The organism is uncultured Aquabacterium sp., from assembly GCF_947366995.1.
Classification (GTDB): Bacteria; Pseudomonadota; Gammaproteobacteria; order Burkholderiales; family Burkholderiaceae_C; genus Aquabacterium.
The window spans coordinates 14,699-37,993 of the sequence record NZ_CANBCC010000039.1 but is presented as its reverse complement, the minus strand read 5'-3'; the positions used below and the strand labels follow the sequence as shown (position 1 = coordinate 37,993).

Annotated in this window: 15 protein-coding genes and 1 pseudogene; 7 read left to right on the top strand and 9 right to left on the bottom strand. The window is 64.0% G+C overall.

The genetic code is table 11. The annotated features are described in order from the left end of the window. Both Q0Z44_RS11370 and Q0Z44_RS11365 read left to right on the top strand, forming a co-directional pair. On the top strand, positions 1-1,497 hold a 1,497-nt coding region (locus tag Q0Z44_RS11370), incomplete at its 5' end, for an MFS transporter (protein WP_298012765.1). A gap of 83 nt (positions 1,498-1,580) precedes the next feature. Continuing rightward, positions 1,581-2,561: a M48 family metallopeptidase gene (locus Q0Z44_RS11365; RefSeq protein ID WP_298012764.1), complete on the top strand. Its 981-nt coding sequence runs from the start codon at positions 1,581-1,583 to the stop codon at positions 2,559-2,561. 18 nt (positions 2,562-2,579) lie between these two features. Here Q0Z44_RS11365 and Q0Z44_RS11360 read toward each other — a convergent pair whose 3' ends face one another. Then, a complete protein-coding gene (locus tag Q0Z44_RS11360) occupies positions 2,580-4,013 on the bottom strand; it encodes a PLP-dependent aminotransferase family protein (protein WP_298012762.1) in 1,434 nt (477 codons plus the stop codon). A gap of 237 nt (positions 4,014-4,250) precedes the next feature. Here Q0Z44_RS11360 and Q0Z44_RS11355 point away from each other — a divergent pair, with 237 nt between their 5' ends. Further along, on the top strand, positions 4,251-4,577 hold the full coding sequence (locus Q0Z44_RS11355) for a DUF2917 domain-containing protein (RefSeq protein WP_298012760.1): 327 nt from the start codon (positions 4,251-4,253) through the stop codon (positions 4,575-4,577). A gap of 38 nt (positions 4,578-4,615) precedes the next feature. Here the strand turns inward: Q0Z44_RS11355 and Q0Z44_RS11350 are convergent, their stop codons facing one another. Further along, positions 4,616-6,160, bottom strand: a complete 1,545-nt coding sequence (locus Q0Z44_RS11350) for a methyl-accepting chemotaxis protein (RefSeq protein WP_298012758.1) — start codon at positions 6,158-6,160, stop codon at positions 4,616-4,618. Between the two features lie 372 nt (positions 6,161-6,532). On the opposite strand from Q0Z44_RS11350, the gene Q0Z44_RS11345 reads away from it, so the two are divergent. Beyond that, a complete protein-coding gene (locus Q0Z44_RS11345; protein WP_109037870.1) occupies positions 6,533-6,970 on the top strand; it encodes a DUF2846 domain-containing protein in 438 nt (145 codons plus the stop codon). A gap of 18 nt (positions 6,971-6,988) precedes the next feature. Here the strand turns inward: Q0Z44_RS11345 and Q0Z44_RS11340 are convergent, their stop codons facing one another. The 3 genes and pseudogenes from Q0Z44_RS11340 to Q0Z44_RS11330 all read right to left on the bottom strand — a co-directional run bounded on the left by Q0Z44_RS11340 (position 6,989) and on the right by Q0Z44_RS11330 (position 10,868). After that, complete coding sequence (locus Q0Z44_RS11340; RefSeq protein WP_298012756.1) at positions 6,989-7,618, bottom strand: MBL fold metallo-hydrolase; 630 nt, start codon at positions 7,616-7,618, stop codon at positions 6,989-6,991. Positions 7,619-8,064: 446 nt separating this feature from the next. Next, positions 8,065-10,047 (bottom strand): ATP-binding protein, encoded by a 1,983-nt coding sequence (locus Q0Z44_RS11335; RefSeq protein ID WP_298012753.1) that lies wholly within the window; start codon positions 10,045-10,047, stop codon positions 8,065-8,067. 198 nt (positions 10,048-10,245) lie between these two features. Next, positions 10,246-10,868 (bottom strand): annotated as a pseudogene (locus Q0Z44_RS11330) (tyrosine-type recombinase/integrase). Between the two features lie 311 nt (positions 10,869-11,179). On the opposite strand from Q0Z44_RS11330, the gene Q0Z44_RS11325 reads away from it, so the two are divergent. Then, entirely contained in the window at positions 11,180-13,657 is a 2,478-nt protein-coding gene (locus tag Q0Z44_RS11325; RefSeq protein WP_298012752.1) for a hypothetical protein, read from the top strand. Between the two features lie 477 nt (positions 13,658-14,134). Here the strand turns inward: Q0Z44_RS11325 and Q0Z44_RS11320 are convergent, their stop codons facing one another. From Q0Z44_RS11320 to Q0Z44_RS11310, 3 genes are all read right to left on the bottom strand, one after another. Beyond that, positions 14,135-15,193 (bottom strand): alpha/beta fold hydrolase, encoded by a 1,059-nt coding sequence (locus Q0Z44_RS11320; RefSeq protein WP_298012750.1) that lies wholly within the window; start codon positions 15,191-15,193, stop codon positions 14,135-14,137. Between the two features lie 25 nt (positions 15,194-15,218). Beyond that, positions 15,219-16,871 carry an NAD(P)/FAD-dependent oxidoreductase gene (locus Q0Z44_RS11315; protein ID WP_298012748.1) on the bottom strand — a complete coding sequence of 551 codons (1,653 nt, stop codon included), beginning with the start codon at positions 16,869-16,871 and terminating at the stop codon, positions 15,219-15,221. A 161-nt stretch (positions 16,872-17,032) separates the two neighbouring features. Then, positions 17,033-17,914 carry an AraC family transcriptional regulator gene (locus Q0Z44_RS11310; protein ID WP_298012746.1) on the bottom strand — a complete coding sequence of 294 codons (882 nt, stop codon included), beginning with the start codon at positions 17,912-17,914 and terminating at the stop codon, positions 17,033-17,035. Positions 17,915-18,264: 350 nt separating this feature from the next. On the opposite strand from Q0Z44_RS11310, the gene Q0Z44_RS11305 reads away from it, so the two are divergent. Next, positions 18,265-20,577, top strand: coding sequence for a response regulator (locus tag Q0Z44_RS11305; RefSeq protein WP_298012744.1), 2,313 nt, complete (start codon positions 18,265-18,267; stop codon positions 20,575-20,577). Positions 20,578-20,584: 7 nt separating this feature from the next. Here the strand turns inward: Q0Z44_RS11305 and Q0Z44_RS11300 are convergent, their stop codons facing one another. Next, complete coding sequence (locus Q0Z44_RS11300; protein WP_298012741.1) at positions 20,585-20,947, bottom strand: DUF1428 domain-containing protein; 363 nt, start codon at positions 20,945-20,947, stop codon at positions 20,585-20,587. A gap of 438 nt (positions 20,948-21,385) precedes the next feature. Between Q0Z44_RS11300 and Q0Z44_RS11295 the strand changes: the two genes are divergently transcribed. Then, the gene (locus tag Q0Z44_RS11295; RefSeq protein WP_298012739.1) at positions 21,386-23,287 is read left to right on the top strand and encodes a bifunctional metallophosphatase/5'-nucleotidase; all 1,902 of its coding nucleotides are present in this window, start codon (positions 21,386-21,388) and stop codon (positions 23,285-23,287) included. The last annotated feature ends 8 nt before the right edge of the window (positions 23,288-23,295 follow it).

Below are 23,295 nucleotides of genomic sequence, written 5' to 3'. Positions count from 1 at the left end.
CCCGCCCCCGCCCACCGCCGCCTGATGTTCTGGGTGGCGCTGCTGTACTTCTCGGAAGGCCTGCCGCTGGGGGTGTTCTACGACCTGTTTCCCGTCAACCTGCGCCAGGCCGGTGTGGGCCCGGCCGAGATCGGGTTGCTGAGCCTGCTGGGCCTGGCGTGGACGGTCAAATTCCTGTGGGCCCCGCTGGTCGACGCCTGGCGAGGGCACCGCATCTGGATCGCCGGTGCGAATGCGGGCATGGCCGCGGTGCTGGCCGCGCTGGCCGCTCAGCCCGACGCGCTGGGGCAGGGCGCGACGTGGCCGTGGGTGCTGCTGGCGGCCTTCACCTTCCTGTCGGCCACCAACGACATCGCCACCGACGGCTACACGATCGAGTTGCTGCGCAAGGACCAGTTCGGGGTGGCCAACGGCCTGCGCATCGGTTTCTACCGCGTGGGCATGCTGGCGGCCGGCGGGCTGCTCGTGGTGGCCGGCTGGGCCGGCACGACCGGGCAGCCCAACTGGTCGGCCGCCTACCTGCTGGGGGCCGCGCTGATGGTGGGCAATGCCGTGCTGCTGCTGATGGCGCCGGCCCAGCCGCCGCGCCCCCCGCGTGATGCCGGGGCGTCGCGCCGCGAATGGGCCACGCTGCGCGAGCAACCGCTGTGGCTGGTGGCGCTGGCGCTGGTGCTCTCGGGCCTGCTCTGGCCGGTGCTGGGCCCGGTCGCCAAGGCGCTGGGCTGGTCGGCCGTGCAGGCCGTCAGCAGCACGTGGTGGTTCAAGGGCGCCGTGCCGGTCGGGCTGATGTTCGCGGGCGCCGGCCTGATGGTGACCGCCGCCCGCGGCCGCAACGCCCACGCCCTGGCCGACGGCCCGGTGTTCGGCGCCTGGGTGGAGTTGCTGGCGCGGCCCGGCATGCTGGCCGTGCTGCTGTTCATCCTGCTGTTCAAACTGGGCGATGCGGCCATGGGCTTCATGGTCAAGCCCTTCTGGGTGGACGCGGGGTTCACGCCCGCGCAGATCGGCCTGGTGAGCGTGAACGTGGGCCTGGGGCTGTCAATCGCCGGCGGGTTGGCCGGGGGCTGGTACGTCGACCGCGCCGGCATTTTCAAAGGCCTTTGGGTGCTGGGGCTGGCGCAGGCGCTGTCCAACCTGGGGTATGCGGTGGCCGCCTGGTATGTGCCGCACACCGAAGCGGGGCAGGCCATCCCGCTGGCCCACCAGGCCGCGGTGTACGGCGCCAGCGCGCTGGAGAGCTTCACCGGCGGCCTGGGCACCGGCGCCTTCATGGCGTTTCTGATGGGCATCACCAGCAAGGCCCGCGCCACGACCGAGTACGCCATCCTCTCGTCGATCTTCGCGTTCTCGCGCGCGGTGGCGGGCTGGGCCGGCGGGCTGGGCGTCGAGCAGATGGGCTACGCCGCCTTCTTCTTCCTGACCTTCTGGCTGTCCTTCCCGGCCTATGGCCTGCTGCCCGCCGTGCGGCGTATGCTGGATCGGGCCGACGCGCGTTAAGACCATCAGGCCGGGGCGCACTGCCTTGAGAATGTGCCCCGCGCCCTCATCTGCCATCCACCCTCTTCACGATGCCTGCCGCCATGAACCTCTCTGCTTTCCTCCGTGTCCGCCCCGCTGCGCTGGCCGCGCTTGGCCTGGCGGCGGCACTCGGTTTCAGTGCACCGGCCGGGGCCCAGGCTCAGGAGGAGGGGGTGCGCAGCGCCGTGGGCAAGCAGTCGGCCTTTGCCCGATTCGTGCCAGCCGAAGACATCGAGGCCGCCGCGTCCCAGCAGTACGCGCAGATGGCGTCCCAGGCGCGCCAGCAGAACGCGCTGCTGCCCGACAACCACCCGCACGTGGTGCGCCTGCGGGCCATCGCCCAGCGCATCATCCCGTACAGCCTGGAGTGGAACAGCCGCGCGCGCGACTGGAAGTGGCAGGTCATCGCCCTGCAGTCGAAGGAGCTCAACGCCTTCTGCATGCCGGGCGGCAAGATCGCTTTCTACACCGGCATCATCGAGCAGCTCAAGCTGACCGACGACGAGGTGGCCATGATCATGGGCCACGAGGTCGCGCATGCGCTGCGCGAGCACGCTCGTGAGCGCATGGGCAAGACGGCGGCCACGAAGGTCGGTGCCAACCTGCTGTCCAGCCTGCTGGGCCTGGGGGGCACGGGCGACGCGCTGCTGAACATGGGCGGCCAGCTGCTGACGTTGCGCTTCAGCCGCGAAGACGAGTCCGAGGCCGACCTGGTCGGCATGGAACTGGCCGCGCGAGCCGGCTACGACCCCCGCGCTGGCGTGAGCCTGTGGCAGAAGATGGGCGCGGCTGCCAAGGGCGCGCCGCCGCAGTGGCTGTCCACCCACCCGTCGGGCACGTCGCGCATCCAGGAGATTCAGGCCAGCCTGCCGCGCGTGATGCCGCTGTTCGAACGGGCCGCCAAGCCGCCGCGCCGCTTTGACGCGCCGCTGCGCACGGGCGCGCTCGACCCGATGGAAGCGCTGCAACTGGGCTATTGGGGCCGTGGCGAGGTGCGCCTGGGCTCGGTGGCCGCCCTCGGCCAGCCGCACACGCACGACTGACCGGGCCGGCTCGCTGCTTCAGTGCCCTGCAGCCAGCTGCTGGGCCAGTTGCCCCACGCGGGCCAGCGCGCGGCGCTCGGGCTCGCCCCAGTGCCCGCCCAGCCCCAGCCGCATGCAGTGCTGGAAGCGCCCCGTGGCCGAGAACAGGCTGCCCGGTGCAATGCAGATGCGCTCGTCCAGGCAAGCCTCGAACAGCGCGATGGTGTCGACCTCGTCCGGCAGAGCCAGCCACAGAATGAAGCCGCCCGCGGGTGCCGTCATGCGCGTGCCCTTGGGGAAGTGCTTTGAGATGAGGCTGCGCGCCTCGTCCATGCGCGAAGCCACCACACCCCGCAGTTGCCGGTAGCTGGCCTCGATGCCGGGTTGGGTCAGCAGGTCGGCCAGCGCGCGCTGCAGCACCACGGTCTCACTGCCGCTGGTGGCGGCCTTCAGGCGCTGCAGTTTTTCCGTCCAGGCGGGCGCGGCAATCCAGCCCAGGCGCAGTCCCGGTGCCACTGTCTTGCTGAACGAGCCGCACAGCATTACCTGCCCCGCCGTGTCGAACGACTGCACCGCGCGGCGGCGTTCGTCGTCTTCGCACAGGTCGTTGTAGAGCACGTCTTCGATCAGCGGCACCTTGTGCCGGGCCAGCATCTGGGCCAGCCGCTTGCGCTCGGGCGTCGGCATGCTGGCGCCGATGGGGTTGGACAGCGTCGGCACGGCCAGCAGCGCCTTCACGGGCTGGGTGTCGAGCGCGAGCTGCAGCGCGTCGAGCGACAGGCCGGTGCGCGGGTGCGTCGGGATCTCGAGCGCGCGCAGACCCAGGTGTTCCAGGATTTCGAGGAAGCCGTAATACGTGGGGGATTCGAGCGCCACCACATCGCCCGGCTTGGTGACCGTGCGCAGGCACAGGCTGATGGCCTCCAGGCAGCTGCCCGTCACGATGATGTCATCGGCATCGATGTGGCAACCCATGCGCAGCGCGTGCCGCGCAATGGCGCGACGCAGCGATTCGTCCCCCGGGCCGATCGGGTACTGGCACAGCGTGCTGCGGTGGCGTTGCGTGGCGCGGCTCAAGGCGCGGCGCACGCGTTCCTGTGCGAACAGCGAGGCGTCGGGGCACGCGGCGCCGAAGGAGACGAAGTCCGGGTCATGGGCCAGGCTCATGATCTTGGCCGACAGCGCCGTGATGCCGACCGGCACCGAACGCCGAGGCGGGCGCGAGGTGTCGGGCTCGGGCAGCTCGGGTGGGCGCGCCGCCACAAAGTAGCCCGAACGCGGACGGGCCTCGATCAGCCGGGCGTCTTCCAGCGTGCGGTAGGCCTGCACGACCGTCGACTGCGAGACGCCATGCTGGCTGGCCAGCAGGCGCACGGACGGAATGCGCTCGCCGCGAGGCAGCGTGCCGGTCCGGATCTGCCGCGCCATCGCGTCGGCGATCTTGAGGTACAGGGTGTCGGTTTGCGGCTCCATGATGGAACCATTCTGTACGGAATCGGGGTGAGTTGACCAGTACAGATGGCGGCAAGGCCAACCATCACAGACGGGCGCTTGGCCCGCCAGAGCAGTACAGATGACGTTCAGGCCGACCATCACAGTGCAGGGCGCTGGATGCCTGTATGGCTCCGGCCCGTCGGTTCCTGCACCTGCACGAATGCGCAGCCGCGTCGCACGATGGCATCACACCAACATCACGCTGTGGAGCCCGACATGACCTCGCTGCTGCACCCTGTCCTGCCCCGCCTGCTGGCTGCGCTGTCCCGGCGCGCTGACCACGCTGCCGTCCGCACGCAGAAGCCCGCCCGCGCCGCGGCGCCCGTGTGGAGCCTGCCAGACGGCCTGGCGTGCACGGTCGTCCTGCGCCGGGGGCAGGCGCTGCAGGTCCATCAGGGCCGTGTGTGGCTGACCTCACCCGGGGTGGCAGACGACCACTTCATCGAGGCAGGCCAGCACTTCGCCGTCACGGCCCGCACGGTGTGCGTGCTGGAAGGCTGTGGCGACGAGGTGGCGCGTTTCAGCGTCGGCGCCGCTCGGTAAAAGCAGAGAGGCCGGCCGATCCCGGGCCGGCCACCGCGTCAGGCCGCCTGCACCCGGAAGTGCCCGGTGGTGCGCAGCAGGCCGGTCGCCTGTTCGCGCAGCGAGGCCGCCGAGGCCGCCGACTCCTCCACCAGTGCGGCGTTCTGCTGCGTGAGCGAATCGAGGTCACCCACCGCCCGGTTGAGCTGGCTCAGTCCGTGAGCCTGTTCGGTCAGGCGCTGGTTCATGGCGCTCATCATGTTCGACACGCGGTCGATCGTGTCGATGATGGACTTCATCTCGGCGCCGGCATCACGGGCCAGTCGTCCGCCGCTGTCCACCTGTTCGGTGGCGCTGCGCACCAGCTGGTTGATCTCACGGGCGGCCTCGGCCGAGCGCTGGGCCAGCTGGCGCACTTCCGCCGCCACCACGGCAAAGCCGCGGCCCTGTTCGCCCGCGCGGGCGGCTTCCACGGCCGCGTTGAGGGCCAGCAGGTTCGTCTGAAAGGCGATGGCATCAATCACGCCGGTGATCTGCGCGATCTGGGTGGAGCCCTTGGCGATGTGCGACATGCTGTCGACCACGCTGAACACGATCTCGCCGCCCTTGTGTGCGGCCTGGGCAGACTGCTGGGCCAGGCCGGCCACCTCGCTGGCGGTGCGTTCCGAATCGCCCACCGCTTCGGTGAGTTGCGCCACGGCCGAGGCGGTTTCCTGCAGGTCGGCGGCGGCCTGCTCGGATCGCTGTGAAAGGTCAAGGCTGCCCTGCGCCACCTCGGCGCTGGCGGTGTCGATGGCGTCGGCGGCCTGCTGCACGTCGGCCACCAGGGCCCGCAGGCTGGCCTGCATGCTGGACAGCGCGCGCAGCAGGGCGGCCACCTCGCGGCTGCCCTGTACGGCGATGCGTTGCGACAGGTCGCCATCCGCCACGCGGTGCGCAATGTCGATGGCCTGCTCCAGCGGCTGCAGGATGGAGCGCACCGTCATCCACAGGGCAGGCACCAGCACGCCCAACACCAGCAGGGCCAGGCCGACCGTCAGAGTGAGTTGCGTGGTCGCGATCTGGCGGACGTCGGCGGTGCGGTCTTCGGCGGCCTTCTGCACCCGGCTGGCGAGGTCGTCCAGCAGCGGATCGGCGTCGTACATCGCCTTCTTGGCCGGCCCCATCTGCTGGTTGGCGTCGGGGGCGGTCACGATCTGGCCGTTGATGGTGCGCTGGATCACTTCGGCCGCGGCGGTCTCGTAGTCCTTCAGGTGGCCGGCGATCTTCGGGCAGTCGGCGCAGTGGCCACCGGTCTGCAACTGCTGCAACACGGCCTGGGTGGCCTGGACGGCCTTCGTCCACTTGGCCTGGTACTGCTGGGCCTTGTCCACCTCGTCGATGCTGAGCAGCACGTCCTTTTCATAGCGGCGGATGTCGCCCATCGCCATGCGCAAGGTGGTGAGCCTGCCTTGGGTGATGAATTCGTGCTCGGCAAAGGCGCCGAACTGGTTGCGCAGGTGCGAGACCGAAAGGGCGCCGAGGGTGCCGACCAGGATCAGGGCACCCACTGCCAGCAGGCCGAGGGCGATCAAACGGGCGCGAATGGAGAGGGCGTTCAGCATGAGGGGCTTCCGTAGCAGGGCGCCGGGGTACAACTTGGGGGGGGCGCCCTCCGGGGGGATATCGGCGTTTACCCCCGACGCTGAATGGCCTCCGCGCGGAAATTGTTCGGGCGAATCTGTGCGCTGGCGCACGCTGCGCTTGCCAGATTTCACTGTGGTGACATCGGCCCGTCACATCGGCTGAAAGGGTGGGGTGCCGCCTTCCTGTCGGCGCGGCGCGACGCGGTGTCCGGGTGTCTCCCCCGAGGGTGGCCGGCCCGCTTGCCGAGGTGGAAGTGTGTCGATACGCTGGGAATCCTCACAAAAAGAAACGGAACCGACAGGAGGCAGGGGCCGCCTTCGGCCGCTTCACCTCCATCGGAAGGGTCTCCCATGTTGAAGAAGTTGTTCCTGTCGCTCGCCGTGGTGTCTGCCCTGGCGGGTTGCTCGTCGGTGCCGATGGCCGACGCGCCCCAGGACCAGGCCGCCAAGACGTTCAAGGCCGACGCGGCCAAGTCCGGCATCTACATCTACCGCAATGAACTGCTGGGCGGCGCCGTGAAGATGGACGTGTCCATCGACGGCCAGCCTGTGGGCGCCACCAAGGCCAAGACCTACCTGTTCAAGCAGGTCGAGCCGGGCAAGCACACCATCGTGTCAGAGGCCGAGAACACCTCGGTGCTCGAGCTTGAGACCAAGCCCGGCATGCTGTACTACATCTGGCAGGAAGTGAAGATGGGCGTCATGTACGCCCGCAACAAGCTGCAGCAGGTGAGCGATGCGCAAGGGCAGGCCGGCGTGATGGAAAGCCAGCTGGCCGTCACGAAGTGATCAGGCGGGCGCCACGGCTCACAGATAGGGGTTGTGGCGCCGCTCTTCGCCGAGGGTGCTTTCGGGGCCATGGCCCGGCGTGAAGGTCACGTCGTCGCCCAGCGGCAGCAGCTTGCCCTTGATGGCCGCGATCAACTCGGCATGGTTGCCGCCCGGAAAGTCGGTGCGGCCGATGCTGCCGGCAAACAGCACGTCGCCCACGAAGGCGTGCTTCAATTCCGGCGAGTAGAACACCACGTGGCCCGGCGTGTGGCCGGGGCAATGCAGCACCTGCAGCGTATGCCGGCCCAGCTGCACCGTGTCGCCCTCGTGCAGCCAGCGCGTGGGCGCAAAGGGCTCGGCCTTCGGAAAGCCGAACATGCTGCTCTGCTGCGGCAGCCCGTCGATCCAGAACTGGTCGCCCGGATGCGGGCCGACGATCGGGAGATCGTGTTCGCGCGCCAGCGTGCCCGTGGCCCCGGCATGGTCGATGTGGGCGTGCGTGAGCCACAGCGCCACCAGCTTGAGCCCACGCGATTCAACGGCCTGCATCAGCACCGGAATGTCGCCACCCGGGTCGATGAGGGCGGCTTCGTTTGTGTCGCTGCACCAGATCAGCGAGCAGTTCTGCTGGAAGGCGGTGACGGGGAGGGTGAGGCGGTGGAGCATGGGGTGAGGGGAGGGGGCTGATAACAAAGTGTGGAACTTCGTCGCGACGGCCAAGTGCAGCGTGCTGGCAATTATCGAGCTCGTTCAATGCCGATTGTGAAGGCGTATGCGTGGCGCCCGCGGATGACTGTTTTGCGCGGGCTGTACTCATCCGCAGCCGCTTGGCAGGTCGACGCCATGAATGCGAAAGGCTGGTTGCTGTCGTTCACGGTTGGCATCGCGTCCGGCAGCTTCCGACCCATTGCAGCCCCTCACATCACCGATCCAGATAACTGCAGTGGATCGTGGGCGGTGCGGGTCATGCTTTTTAGCCCGTCAACTGTCCGATTGCTCTCAGTGGTTTCCGTTCGCAAGTGCCTACGAAGCCCAGTGTGCGACATGTGATGTCGGGCAACTTTCACAAACTTGCGATTGCGGCTTTATCGAGAGAAACGGTCCAGATGAAATCAGACTGCAACTGTCTCCTGCAGTTCGGACACTAGCTCATCTTTGGACGTTCCCTCAAGCGCCAGTCGCTGAAGCTTCAGCTTGTCCAGCATGAACGTGTTCGACAGTTCGAAGCTGTCGAATAATGTATACCAGTTAAGTACATAGCGCTTCATCCGAGGATCGTCACTGACAAGGCCAAGCTCCCCGCGCCCAAGCTGGTTCCTCAACCTGCTTCCAATTTCCACGTCTGCGGAAGAAATCTTTCGGCCGACCAATACTAGTTCGAAGTGCATGCGCTCGCTGCTGAACTCGGGGTGCCGCATGAGAATCGCTGCGTAGTCATCTAGTTGACGCAGGTGCTTCACATTCAGCGCGATGCTCGGCCTCTTGATCTCAATGATCAAACACCTAAAACATTGCCGCCCTTCCGAATCCAGGGAGGGTGTTTTTCGTGCCAGAAAAAGATCCGTTTGGCGCGCGGCGCCTTCTATCTGTCCAACGTCCTCGATCTCAAAATCTGAGACATCAAGCGGACTTGCAACGCGCTCTCGAAGCTGCTTGGCAATCTTTGTGAAGGTATCCTCCTCCGCTCCAATTGTTTCGTATCGGTGGCCGAAGAGCCAAGTGTTTGCCTCGATGATTTTTTGCAGGTCAGGCGTCTCGCGTACTGACATGTAGTGAACGTTCATCAGTTCGCGCAACTTCTGAACAGCATCCTGGCGCCGCTGAAGCGTCTCGATTGTTGAGACAATGTTCTCAAGCGTAGTCCGTTTCAGCTGATTTGCCAGAAGCTCAATAGAGGCTTCATCCATATCCAGGACGCCGTTCAAGACTTCGAAAATGGAATCGTTTTCGTTCGAGACGGACAGCTTGTCAAGCAGCCGAATAATCACCTTCTTCTGCTTCTTCCCTGACGAATTGAAAATGGTCGGGTCCGCGACATAGATTGTCTTTATAAGTTCCTTGGCATTCCGCAGCCGCCACACCTTATACTCCGGATCAAGCCCACGGTATGTCGGGAACAGTCCATCCTCTTCGTACCTGTTGACTTCGGCGTCGGCTTGTCTCCTGAGGAACTCATCGTAGATGCGGTCAGTAGCCGTATTAAGTGCTTTGACAACCCTTTTCCACTCTGGAGAGGTTGGTGTATTCACGTTGGGGGTCGCCAAGTCTTGTGTCAGATCGAAGTTGTCTGCCCAAGCAGATGTGACATAAATGCTTGTGAAGAAGGCAACTTTGTTATTGAACGTGCTGAGTTGCTTGTAGACGGTCTTGCCGGCACTTCCAAGAAGATAGGTGTACGACTTCTCAGAGCTTGGCTTGTCCTCCCAGCGAATGATCTGTGCTTTAAATGCGTGAGGGGGGATGGATATCTCCTCCTCATGCAGTTCATGCGCCGGAACTGTGATGTCGACACCGTCGATGGAGATCTTCTTGCTAGGGTGGAGCGCTAAGTACCACCCGAACTCCACGGAGAACTTCTTCCGTAGATCGTTGGCATCAGGAATGGGGGCTGTGAATTGATCGAGCTCTACCAGAGTTCCAGTCTGTAGCTCAGCTAGGCCTTGATGTTGCTCCTCAGGGCGGAGGCGTGTGGCAGCAAAGCGCTTGATATCTCCAGCTAAAACCTGAATCTTGGCTTGCCCGCTAAGACTATTGGTGAACCACGTTGCGCGGTTGCAAATCCGATGGAATGCCAACCGCCCACGGCCATGTGCGCCGTGCAAAGAGGCATCTTCTTTCTTGTTCGAGTCGTTGAATCTGCCGAACGTGTTCTTCAGGCCGCCGGGCTCGATGCCTTCGCCATCGTCAAGGATGGAAACGAGCGAGATCGTGCCAAGCGTGTTCTTTTCGATTGCAACGCGGACACTATTTGACTTCGCATCTAGGCCGTTCCAGACAAGCTCAAAGATTGGCTGCCAGGGATCGATGCTCTTGAAGTGTTTTTTTATCCCCTCGCCACTGATCTCGGTCGTGCCAGAAATGTCAGCCAATTCCATGTCCCTCTCCTATGGCGCCTTCAGTTATGGACGCCTAATCGCTCATGCTACCGCAGCGACCACGGCAGCGGACTTTGCGTGGCCCCATCTGATTGACGGCTCCTGGTCGGGAGCGTCAGTCTGGCCCTGCACTTAACAGCGGTCGTTCGCGTAATGCCGTCCCAGTCGTCTCCCGAGGCGGCCCCTCCTTCCACGCGATCAGATCTCGGTCTGCTCAGAGATCTCCAGGGCATCGTCGACCTCGATGCCAAGGTACCTCACCGTCGACTCCAGCTTGGAGTGCCCGAGGAGCGGCTGAACAGCACGCAGGTTCTCGGTTCGACGGTAGATGAGCGTCGCCTTCGTCCTGCGCATCGAGTGCGTACCGTAATCGGCGCGGTCCAGTCCAAGCTCATCGACCCAGTGCCCAAGGACGCGGGCGTACTGCCGGGTGCCCAAATGTGGGGAGGCGCGAAGGCGGCTGGGAAACAGGAAGTCCTCGGGCCTCAGCTCAGCCTGCTTGATCCAAGCCTGAAGCGCCTCCCGAGTTGCCTGCGAGAATTCGAACTGCACCGGGCGCTGGGTCTTGTGTTGCATGACGATGGCAGCGTTGCGATCTGATCACCGTGACACATATCCCGGACCTTCAGGGCGACCAGATCGCAGCCCCGAAGCTTGCTGTCGATGCCTAGCTTGAAAAGGAAAAGTTCGCGCACTCGGTGCTCCATCTGTAGACACACCCGGAGCGCCCAAATGTCTTCCAGCTTGAAAGGGGCCTTCTGCCCGACGATCTTGCCCTTGTTCCATGGCTCGCGCTGAGCCGTATTAGTAGCTGATCCCATGATGGTCTCCCATCGAGTTGAAGGCCAACCAAGATGCGCCTTCAAGCGACAAGGGCGCTCGCTCTGAGTCAAGACGCTGGTGTAGTGACCCACCACGCCGAACGGCTGCTGTCGGGCTCGGGTCCAGACTGACGCTCCCGGCCACTGTACGTCATTGCCGCGATACTAGCTGCCGACCCTCAGCGTAGTGTCTCAACTGCTCATTGATGCGGGCAGGCGTTGCACTTCAGATTTGAGACCGCACCTTTCAACTTTCGCGTAAGGGGGGAGAATCCGTTCTAATAGGCAGGAACATCCAACATCCACACAGCATGAAGCACATCTACGAGAGAGAGGTTGCCGTTGCAAAGGCGCTCGCGACAGACGTTGAGCGTCTGACCTACCTGAGTGCCGTGTTTCGCTCCCTCATGCAGACGCTCTCGATCGTTTCGATTGAGGCGATTCGAGAGCTCACGCCTTTCTCGCCGGCTGAAGCAAACTTGACGCAGTTGGTTCCTCGTTTTGCGCAGCCGTCTGAAGGTCTTTATGGCGAAATTCTCGAAGTCGCCATTCCCTCGATCCGCAGTCACGCCACGAAGAATTTCATGGTTGGCTGGTTTGAGGTCACAGAAGGCGCGCACCAGTGCTTTTCAAAAGATCTAAACGGTTGGGTTCAATTTCGTAATAAAAAGCCAGCACACGGCGTGCTATCACGCGCAGATGCGCAGCTCTGGACACCCAAGCTCATTGACCTTGCCGAACGCGCGCTACGATTGTTCTCCAACGCCCTGCCCGTTATTGATGGAGCCAAACTCCGAATTTCGCTCGGCGATTCCGAATTTAATCTCGCAACACCACTCATTTGCGACGGCAGAGTCATTGTGGTTGGCGGAATTACGCCTCGGAAAGGGATCTGGAAGCTCAATGGTCAATTTCTAAACGTGGACGTTTCCGATGAGGTTACGCTTGATTTGCCGCCGGATACGGTCTTCGATGTCGGGGTGGAAGTCGGTTCATTGCGCTTCGACTTGAAAGACGTTGAAGTTGGCGACCGCGTCCAATCCGTCTACTACAACGTTCCTGTCCGCCAGACTGATACGTTTGAAGGGCGAACTAAAGAGCTCGACACCCTCAAGGAGTGGATGGAAGACGAGGACACGCGGTTTTGTCTGATTTATGGCGATGGGGGGTTTGGTAAGACAACGCTTGCCCTCGAATTCCTAAACCGCCTGCTCGAAGGAGAAGTCGAAATAGATGGAAAGCTCCCGAGCGTTATTAGCTACTACAGCTCGAAGATGACGCGCTGGACATCCGACGGCTTGGTGCACTTCAAGGGTGTCTCCGATGCGATGGAAGACAGCATTCGAGAACTTCTCCTGTGTCTTTATCCCGTAATCGAAAAGAAGTGGTATCAGGTATCGGGTGCAGCACTCATCGATAAAGTCGCGGGTGAACTCGCCGAACAAAAATTCAAGCGCGATGACGTGCTCTTAGTGTTGGACAACACTGAGACTCTTGCCACTTCGCCGGAAAAGGTCGAAGAGCTCTCTGCCTTCTTCAAGAAGGCGGGGAAGAAGGTGGGGCGAATCTTGATAACGTCCAGGCGGCGCGAGTTTCTCCCTGCTACGGGAATTCAAGTGGCAGGACTCTCTGACGCTGAGGCTCTTCGATTGATGCGGCGCCTTGGAAAAGAGTACGCCGCTGTCGCAATCAATCAAGCTGGCGACCCGCGGCTACGTCAGGTTTGTAGTCAACTAACCAACAAGCCGTTGTTGATTGACACCTTGGTTAAGTACATCGCACGTTCTGGAAGCGGTATTGACGGGGCACTTGAGCAAATCCTGAAAAAGACGAACGACGAGTTGCTGGAGTTTCTATATCAAGACGCGTGGATGCGCATTGATGACCTTCGGAGAAAGGTTTTCCTCATCCTCGTCTCGTTGGCGTGCCCAATCGATGGCCGATGCGTAGGTGATGCATGCCAGGAGGTTGGATTGCAGCATGTCGATTTTCAGTCCGGGCTGGATGAAACGTACTTCGTTACCACGACAGACCGTGGCGCAACATACGATGTGGAAATCGTAGAGTTGGCCAAGCAATTTTTCCTGAAGCAGCTCCAGAGGGTTGATTCGGCTGGCCGAGACGAAATCAAGCGGGTCGCAGAGAAGGTCGACAAGCAGGCATTGCGTCGGGAGCAGCTTGAGAAGGCATATGTTCGGGACCGCGTAGCAGATGCGTTTCGAAGCCAGTATGCCAAGGCAGCAAAGATTGCTGTCGACCGTCGAGATTTCGACGGCGCTGACGAGAGCTTTAAGCTTGCATTGCTTGAAGAGCCGATGAATGCGGCGTTGAAGGACAGGTATGCATGGTTCCTGTCGCATATCCTCCAAAAGCTTCCCGAGGCACTTCCATTCGCAGAGGAAGCAGTAAAGCTCGACCCGAAGAGCGGGGATGCGCAAATCACGCTTGGCCTCATTCAGTATCGGCTTGGAAACATACCTGCCGGCGATTCCGCAATGAATGAGGCCATGAAGAACGGCAAGCCCCAAATGCTTTGCAATCTTCGCATGGGTATCGCTCGGTTCTATCAAGCTAAGAAGGCTCCATACGCGCGTGATGCCATCGGCCTGTTGAAGGAAGCTGAACTTCTCTTATCGAAGGCGGAGAAGGCTGGAAGCGCCGATGACTACTACTATTTCAAGTACCTCGAAGACATCCGCCGTTACTTACCTCTCGTCGCTAGGCTACGTTCGGGTATCAATCGTCGAGATGTATCTTCTAAGGAGGCGCCTGGCGGCGTCCAGACCTGAAGGTCTCAAAAGACCGCGGCCGCCCGAGGCCAAATGGATGGGCGACCGTTCTTGCGCATCCAATCCAACATCATGAATGTCGCAGTTGGATCGAGTGTGACCCGTCAAACAGAGAATGTGCAGTCGTTCGACCAGGGTGCCACGCAGTTTGAAAGGAGTTGAAGGGTCTGCGCCGCTGGCCGCCACTGCGTCGCCGGTAACGTCAGCAGTACCGCTTGAAAGCGGCCGGATGAGGCGCCATCCGGTGCGAACCCGAACGACTGCAAGTTAGCCGAGTCCGTGAGTTCGAGGGCTGGCGGCGACCAGCCGCACCCGCTGCAGTACGGTCACTCACCGAGCGCTGCCAACTCAATGATCACTACCGCAATCGAGCATCAGCACTTCAATGACCAACTCCGCTGTTGCTGACCCTACGTCAACAGCAGAGCGGGCCCAACTCCGCGCCGCTCAGGAGCCGCGCGGTGTGCGGCAAATGCGTCACCCCAGCTCAGGAGCCGGCTCTGCCAACAACGCCTTCAGATGAAGATCGATCTGGCCGATCGCATCAGCATCTGTGCCGAACAGCGCGAGGTGCCCATCCAGGCTGTCGATCGGCCTGAACTCGCTGTTGGGGATCAACTGCTGCTCGGCCTGGCAGTCAGTCGGAGGGAAGAACATGTCGGTCGCGATGGGCATGACATAGGTTCTTGCGCGGATGCGTCCCAGCGCCGCAGCCTTGTCCCCGTGGGTGTGCCGGCTGATGTCGCCGCGCTGCCACTTCCACGCCATGCACAGCAGGTTGTTCGGGTCCATGGGGCCGAAGTAGCCGGTCATGAAGCCGTCCACGAAGCCCTGCACGGACTCGAAGCCCAGCACCCGATGGCGTCCACACCGAAAGAACTCGGTGCTCCACCCCATCACGGTCCAGAGCTTGGCGTGGCGCTTGAGACCGGCTGCGACATCGGCCGGCGACCGATAGCGGCCTTCCTGGAAGCCCGGGTCGGTGGTGATGGCCTCGACCAGTGTTTCCGCGAAGAGAAAGTCGTGCTCGGTGTTGCAGGCCGTGCCGGCGATGGGGGCGGCGCGTTCCACCATGTCGGGGTAGCGCACGGCCCACTCGTAGGTCTGCTGGGCGCCCATGGAGCCGCCGACAACCAGCGCCAGGCGTCGTATGCCGAAGTGCTCCGTCAACAGTCGGTGCTGGGCACGCACATCGTCGCCGATGCGCACCTTCGGAAAGTTCGGCCCGCCCTGGTCACCGGTGGTGTTGTGCGGTGAGACAGACAAGCCGTTGCCAATCTGGTTGACCACGACGATGAAGTACCGGCTTGGGTCCAGGGCGCGCCCGGGCCCGATGTAGACCTGCTCCATGATCTTGCTGGTGCCCGAGTACCACGTGGGGACCAGGATGGCGTTGTCCTTGGCCGCGTTGAGCTGGCCATGGGTGGCCACGGCCAGCTCGCAGTGCGGCAGCACGCCGCCCTCTTCGAGTTCCAGTCGCCCGATGTCGATCAGCTGAAAGGGGCCGTGGTTTTCTTGTGTGTAGTAGGTGTTCATGTTTGTCTCCGTGTGCGGGGGCGCTTCAGCGAATGTCGAAGCCGGGATAGCCTGTGCGTGCCAGTTCATCGCACTTCGCGTGGTAGGTGCCTGCCCCACCGATGTACGACACCAGGCGACGTGGCTTGCCCTCGACGTTCGAGCCCATGTACCAGGAGTCGGTCTTGACCACGAGCGTCTTGGCTGCGGTCTCATCGTGGTGCTGCACCCAGGCGTCCTCGAATTCCTGGGTCGCTTCGACCACGGTCTTGCCTTGCCTGCGCACGTGGGCAATGAAGTCGCTGATCCAGTCCACCTGCTGCTGCAGGCAGGTGGGCATGTTGCACAGCGCGGCAGAGGGGGCGAGCGGCGCGCCCGTGGTGAACAGGTTGGGGTAGCCATGCACTTGAAGGCCCATGGCGGTGCGGATTTCCTGTGACCACTGCTCCTTCAGCGATCGGCCACCGCGGCCACGGATGTCGATGCGGCTGAGCGCACCGGAGCCCGCGTCAAAGCCCACGGCCAGCACGATGATGTCAACCTCGTGCACCTTGCCGTCGGCCGTCTGGATGCCTTCGGGCACGATGCGTTCGATGGGGGTCTCCCGGCAGTCCACCGCCTCGACGTTGGGCTGGAGGTACACCTCCAGGTACTTGTTTTCCAGCGGCACGCGGTGGGTGCCGAACCCGTAGTCGGTCGGGATCAGCAGCTTGCACAGATCCGGGCGGTGCTGGAGGCGTGCGCGCAGCTTGGCTCGAACGAATTCCGACACTTCTTCGCTCACCTGTTCGTCGAAGAACATCTCGGAGAAGGACGCCAGCCACAGCGCCAGAGAGCCGTCGTTCCAGAACTTCTCCAGAATGGCCGTGCGCTCTTCAGGGGTCTTGTCGGCCCACGGACCGGCTTCGAAGTCGTAGTCGAAACCGGCAAAGGTTTCGCGCACCCGCCTCTTGAGCTGGTGGAACTGCGCGCCCCACTTGGCCCAGTCGTCGGCGCTGTACTTGGGGTTCTTCATCGGGAGCACGTACTGCGGCGTGCGCACGAAAACTTTCATCGAACCCACCTCGGGCGCGATGGTCTGGATGACCTGGATGCCCGTCGCGCCCGTGCCCACCACCGCCACACGCTTGCCCTTGAAGTCGACGGGCGTCTTGGGCCACAGGCCCGTGTGATAGATCTCGCCCTTGAAGTCAGCCTGCCCAGGGAAACGGTTCGTCAGTGGCGCAGACAACATGCCGCAACAGGCGATCAGGAACTGTGCATCGACCTTCTCGCCCTGGTCGGTGGTGATGTGCCAGCGTTGGCTTGCTTCATCGTAGTGGGCCGAAGCGATGCGGGTGTTGAACTGGATGTCCTTCTTCAAGTCGAGCTTGTCGGCGACATGGTTGAGCCAGCGCTCCGTTTCCGGTTGTGCCGGAAACCGCTCCGACGGCTGCCACGACTTGTACAGCTCCTCCGAGAACCAGTACTGGTAGATCTCGGCCTGGGAGTCGAAGCGCGCGCCGGGGTAGCGGTTCCAGTACCAGGTGCCTCCCACGCCGGAAGCGGTGTCATACGCCCGCACCGACAGGCCCATTTCGCGAAGCCGGTGCAGTTGATACAGGCCGGCCACGCCGGCTCCGATGACGACCGCGTCGTAGCTTGCAACGGCGGATTCCGATTGGCCTTGCCCGGCCTTTTCCGAAGTGAGGGTGCCCATCTTGTCTCCTTTGACGTTCATGTGGACCGGCCTGGCTGGCCGGCGAATCCGGTATCGCTGCCTCCGGAGAGGTTGAGCGCTACCGTGAACGAATCTTGGAGACGCCCGCTGTGCGGGTCTTGTCGATTTCAGGCGATTTCTTGTACCGGACGGTGAACCGGCTAGTCGCACTTCTTCAGTCGTGCCGGGGTGACGCCCAGCCGGGTACGGAAGACGCGCGTCATGTGCGCCTGATCCGCAAAGCCGCAAACAAACGCAATTTCCTTGATCGCCATCTGCCCTTGTGACAGAAGGCGGCGGGCGCGTTCGACGCGCCGGTCCATCACATACGCATGGGCCGAGCGCCCGGTGGTCGACTTGAAGTGTTTGGTGAAGGTCCACACACCGAGCTCTGCCACCTTGGCCAATTGCTCGATGGTGATGTTCTCCTGCAGGTGCGCCTCGATGTACTCGTCGAGCCGACGCAAACGGCCGGGCGAGAGCGCGCCCGACACAAGGCCGTCCTTGTAGGTCACGGCAGCATGGCAACGCAGCAGGTGCACGGTGAGCTGCATGGCCAATGCCTCTGCGTACAGCGCGCCACCCAACCCCTGCTGTTGGGCCTCGAGCGTGATCGCATCGGCGATGCTCGTGACGATCGGGTCCTGTGCGCTCAGCAGGTCACGGAGGCGTACCGCTGCGACCGGCCGATCCATGACGTCTGACGCCACCCGGCACATGAGCGCTTCTGACAGATAGGTGTGAGAGACGTCGATGCATTGCGTCCAATGCCAATGTGACGGCTCGCAGTGTGTCAACAATGAGAAGACGCCGGGTTCGCAGGCGGCCTTGCTCCACTTGCCGTCGAGGCAGCGCTCCATTGGCGTCTGACCCGACCGGTAGCGAACGATCATGACGTGGTCGATCGGAGGGATGGGCACGTCCAGACCGGTGTACCGGTAGGAACGATGCGAAACGTCCTTCCATCCCAGTCCGTCGCTCGCAGACAGGATGCGGCCCGGCACCCACTTGGGCAGGTCGGGGGGCGAGATCAGGACCGGCATCTGGATATGGTTCAAGAATGCGGCGTGCAAACATACCAGTGGAATCCTCAATAGGGTTAGCCACTAGGGCGGTGGGCTTTACGCCCCGGCGGGCTTCCCTGCAAACCCGCAGCGGCCCGTCCCCCGATTTCTGTTAGAACGGGATGGTTGAGCACGCGGATGTAGCGCACGACCCACCCTGACGATCGCCAGTCGTCCCGGCGGGGTTCCATCGATCGACATGGTTCCAGATGCCGGCTCTCCCCCTCCTCACAGGTTTCTCGTTCGGCGCTTGCTGGCTTCGGCGCTGCGCCGTCCTGCTCTGGCTGGTCAGCGGATTTGCATGGGGGCAGCCCGCGCCCGCGCCCGCGGTGCTCATCCTCTCTGGCCTGCAATATGGGTTGCCGGTTCCGGAGGCGCTGATTCGCGGCGCCGTGGCGGTGCTGCGAGAGCGGGGTGTCAGGCAGACCGACATCTACATCGAGCACCTCGACCTGGGTCGCTTCAGCACCCCGGATCCGTCGCCGGCGGTGGCCGCGCTGCTGCAGCAGAAGTACGCGGGCAAGCACATCGGGCTGATCGTTGCGCAGAACCAGGCCGCACTGGACTTTCTGGCTGACGCCGGTTACGGGTTGCTGCCCCCCGGCTTGCCTGTGCTGGTCACGTTTGTGGGGGCGCCGCCCGCGCGGTGGCGTGGGGCGCCGCATCGGATCGTGCAGGTGAGCGACCAGTATGACGTGGCCGGCACGGTGCGCCTGGGCCTCACGCTGTTCCCGCGCACACGCCGGGTGGTCGTGGTGGCGGGCGTGGGGCGCCCTCAGGCCGCCCTGCCCACCGAGGTGGCGCAGGCGGTGGCGGCACAGGGCCATCGCGCCGAGGTCGAGGACACCGCGTCACTCACCCACGAGGCCATGCTGGAGCGGGTGGCCACGCTGCCGCCGGACACCCTGGTCGTGCTGGCAGCCTACTTTCAGGATCGGACCGGACGTTCCTTCGTGCCGGTGGCGGTGGCCGCAGAGGTGGCCAAGCGGAGCAACGCGCCGGTACTCGCGCTGTACGACGCCCACATCGCGACCGGCCTGGTCGGCGGCTCGGTGCGGGTCACGGAGGCCGTGGGGCGGCGGGTGGGCGAAATCGGGGCCGACCTGCTGCGTGGTGCACCGCTGCCTGAGCCCGGCGCGCCGGTGCTGTCCGTGCCGCCCCAGCCGGTGTTCGACTGGGCCCAGGTGCAGCGCTGGCGAGGCGATCCCGCCCGCCTGCCGCCGGACACGGTGTTCCTGAATCGCCCGCACACGCTGTGGAGTGAATACCGACCTTTCGTCATTGCCTCCATAGCGACCATCGTGCTGCTGACCACGCTGCTGCTCGCGCTGGTCTACCAGAACCAGCGCCGCAAGCGGGCCGAGCACGCGCTGCGGCGACACCAGCAGCAGCTGGAAACCCTGGTCGAGCAGCGCACTGCCGAACTGGCCCAGGCCACGCGCACCGCCGAAAACGCGAGCCAGGCGAAGAGCACCTTTCTGGCCAACATGAGCCACGAGATCCGCACGCCCATGAACGCCATCATGGGCATGTCCCACCTGCTGCTCAGGACAGACATCGGGGCGCATCAGCGCGCGTACGTGCAGAAGATCCAGACGGCGAGCGAGCATCTGCTGGGGCTGCTCAACGACATCCTCGACTATTCGAAGATCGAGGCCGGCAAGCTGAGTGTCGAGCACATCGAGTTCGGCTTTCAGCAGGTGCTGGACGATGTGACCGCGCTGATCGCCGACAAGGCGTCCGACAAGGGGCTGGAGCTCATCCTGCACGTCGACCCCCGCATTCCCGAACGGCTGGTGGGCGACCCCTTGCGGCTCGGTCAGATGCTGGTGAACTACGCGAACAACGCGGTGAAGTTCACCGTCAGCGGCGAGGTCGAGATCCGGGCGCGGATGCAGGAGGAGAGCGACCGCAAGGTGGTGTTGCACTTCTCCGTCCGGGACACGGGCATCGGGCTGACGCCGGCGCAATCGGCCGGGCTGTTCGAGCGTTTTCAGCAGGCCGACAGTTCCACCACGCGCCAGTACGGAGGCACCGGCCTGGGCCTGGCCATCACCCGGCAACTGGCCAGCCGCATGGGCGGCGAGGTGGGCGTCGAGAGCACGCCGGGTGTGGGCAGCACGTTCTGGTTCACCGTCCGGCTTGGCAAGGGCGAGCAGGCGAGCCCGATGCCGCAGGCGCCGGAGGCCGTCAATGAGGCCGGCAATGAGGCCGAGGCGGCGCCACCTTCCCTGGTCGGCGCGTCGGTCTTGCTGGTGGAGGACAACGAACTCAACCAGGAGGTCGCCAGGGCCCTGCTGGAGGGTGCGGGCCTGACGGTCGACCTGGCCAGCGACGGGCAGCAGGCCGTGGAGAAGGTGCTGGCCCACCACTACGACCTGGTTCTGATGGACATGCAGATGCCCGGCATGGACGGGCTGGAGGCGACGCGCCGCATCCGCGCGAGTGGCCAGCGGGCTGATCTGCCGATCATTGCGATGACGGCCAATGCCTCGGACGCCGACCGCGACGCCTGCTTGCAGGCCGGCATGAACGACCACGTGACCAAGCCGATCCATCCAGCGCGTCTGCTGGACACCCTCCGGCAGTGGATTCGCCCGGGCCCCGGGATGGGGGCTCGTCGCCAGCCCGGCCAGGGCTGAGAACGCTTCAGCCTTTGGGTTCGGCGGTGTCGAAGATGGGCATGAAGCCGCCGAAGATCATGCGCTTGCCGTCAAAGGGCATGTCGAGCTTTTCCATTTCGGGGTCTTCCATCATCTTCTTGTTGGCGGCGTCGCGCACCTCTTTCGACGGCCATTCGATCCACGCGAACACCACCGTCTCGTCCGGCTTGGCGTCCACCGCGCGCTTGAAATCGGTGACCTTGCCATCAGGGACCTCGTCGCCCCAGCACTCCACCTGGCGGATCGCGCCCAGGTGTTTGAACTTCTCGTGGAACTGCTGCGCGGCAGCGCGGTATCGCTCGCGCTCGCCGGAGGGCACAGGGATGACGAAGCCGTCGATGTAGCTCATGTTGCTTGCTCCTTCACAATGGGGGAGGACGGAAAGCGTCAAAGCTCAATGAATGAGCTTGTGGTGATGCCGGAAACAGACTCCGTCTCGAGAGCAGGTGGGGTGCGAACGCAGCATTCAGTGTCCAGTGCGCGGCAGACCCTGTCAACGTTGGGGCCCTTCGGGCGAGTCGCCGCACAGCAGGTAGATCGCCGAGGTGCCGACAGCAGCCTGCGCCTGAGCGTGTCGGTCAGGCCGATCACCACCAGCAGCACGCCGATGACCAGGCACCATTGCATGAACATGTGGCTCTCGAGCAACCGGCATGCCCGAGGTGATCCGGTGCGCCATGGGCTGTTCGGATCATGGCGCCCGTTGCGTCTCCCGACGGCGCGTCACGGCTTGTCTCTACGCTGTGCATCTGGTCCTGTTCCGTCATCGCCCCCAGAGGAAGTCCAGATGCGCATCCACCTGATCGCCGCCGCGGCGGCCGTCGCCCTGTCCGCGCCCGCCGCGTTCGCCCAGAGCTGCTCTCCCGCCGATCCGTCGCCCACCGTGGTGCTCGGCACGGCCGATTCGGGCGTGCCGAACCGCCTGCTGCCGTCGGGCTGCAGCCTGGATGATTTGATCCAGGACGAGGTCCAGTGGGGCAGCCAGGCCGGCTTCCTGACCCACGTCTCCAACGTCACGTTCGGTCTGATGCGCGAAGGTCGCCTGAGCGTGACCGAGCGTGCCCGGCTGCTGCAGGCCGCGCAGGCTTCGAAGATCGGCACCACCATCACCGTCAAGGTCATCGGCTTCAACGATTTCCATGGCTACATCAAGGCCGGTGAGGGCTCGTCGAGCAACCCGGGCATCGCCCGCATGGCCACGCGCATCGACGAACTGCGCGCGAAGAACCCGCTGAACGCCGTGGTGTCGGCCGGCGACATGGTGGGCGCCAGCCCGCTGACCTCGGCGCTGTTCAAGGACGAGCCGACCATCGAGGCCATGAACCGCATCGGCATCGACTTCAACGCCACCGGCAATCACGAGTTCGATGAAGGCAAGGCCGAGCTGCTGCGCCTCAAGCAGGGCGGCAACCACCCGACCGATCCGTACTCGGGCAAGGGCATGGACAAGGACCTGCGCGCCGATGGTCAATTCGCCGGCGCCCGCTTCGACTTCCTGTCGGCCAACGTGGTGGACACCGCCACGGGCAAGACCGTGTTCCCGGCCTATGGGGTCAAGCGTTTCCTGGGGCATCAGGTCGCGTTTGTCGGCATGACGCTGGAGGCCACACCCACCATCGTCTCGCCCTCCGGTGTGGCCGGCCTGCGCTTTGACGATGAGGCCGACACGGTCAACGCCCTGGTGCCCAAGCTCAAGGCTCAGGGCATCGAGTCCATCGTCGTGCTGATCCACGAAGGCGGCTTTGCCTCGGGCGGCATCAACGGCTGCACCGGCGTGTCGGGCCCCATCGTGGACATCGTCAAGCGCCTCGATCCGGCGGTCGACCTGGTGGTGTCGGGTCACACGCATGCGGCCTACAACTGCCTGCTGCCCAACAGCGCGGGCAAGCCGGTGCGGGTCACCTCGTCGGGCCAGTATGCGCGCAACCTCACCGACATCGACCTGGTGATCGACACGCGCACACGCGATGTGGTGTCGACCACGGCGAACAACGTGGCCACCGGCACGACCACCGCCGAGGCCGTCTACCTGACTGACCTTGTGGCGCATTACGACGCGCTCGCCGCCGTGCCCAAGGCCCGCCCGATCGGCGTGATCACCGCGGCCATCAGCCGCACCGCCAACGCAGCGGGCGAGTCGGCTCTGGGTGATGTGATCGCCGACGCGCAGCTGGACGCGACCGACGATGCTGGTTTCGGCGAGGCGGTGGTTGCGTTCATGAACCCGGGCGGCATCCGCGCCGACCTGCCGTACAACGCCGGCGGCATCGTGACCTATGGCGATGCCTTCACCGTGCAGCCCTTTGGCAACTCGCTGGTGACGATGACGCTGGACGGCGCCCAGATTCGCACGCTGCTCGAGACGCAGTTCGCCGGCTGCAACGGGCAGACGCAGGACCGCATCCTGCAGGTGTCGCGTGGCTTCAGCTACAGCTGGTCGGCCAGCGGCGCCTGCGGCGCGCGCATCAGCGCCATCACGCTGAACGGCACGCCGGTGCAGCCCACCTCACGCTACCGCGTGACGGTCAACAGCTTCCTCGCCGATGGCGGTGACGGTTTTGCCGTGCTGCAGAAGGGCGAAGCCCGGTTGGGTGGCGCGGTGGACACCGACGCCTTCGAAGCCTACCTGCAGGCCAACCCGGCGGGCGTGGCACCCGGTGCCCAGAACCGCATCACCCGCCTGCCCTGAGCAGCGCC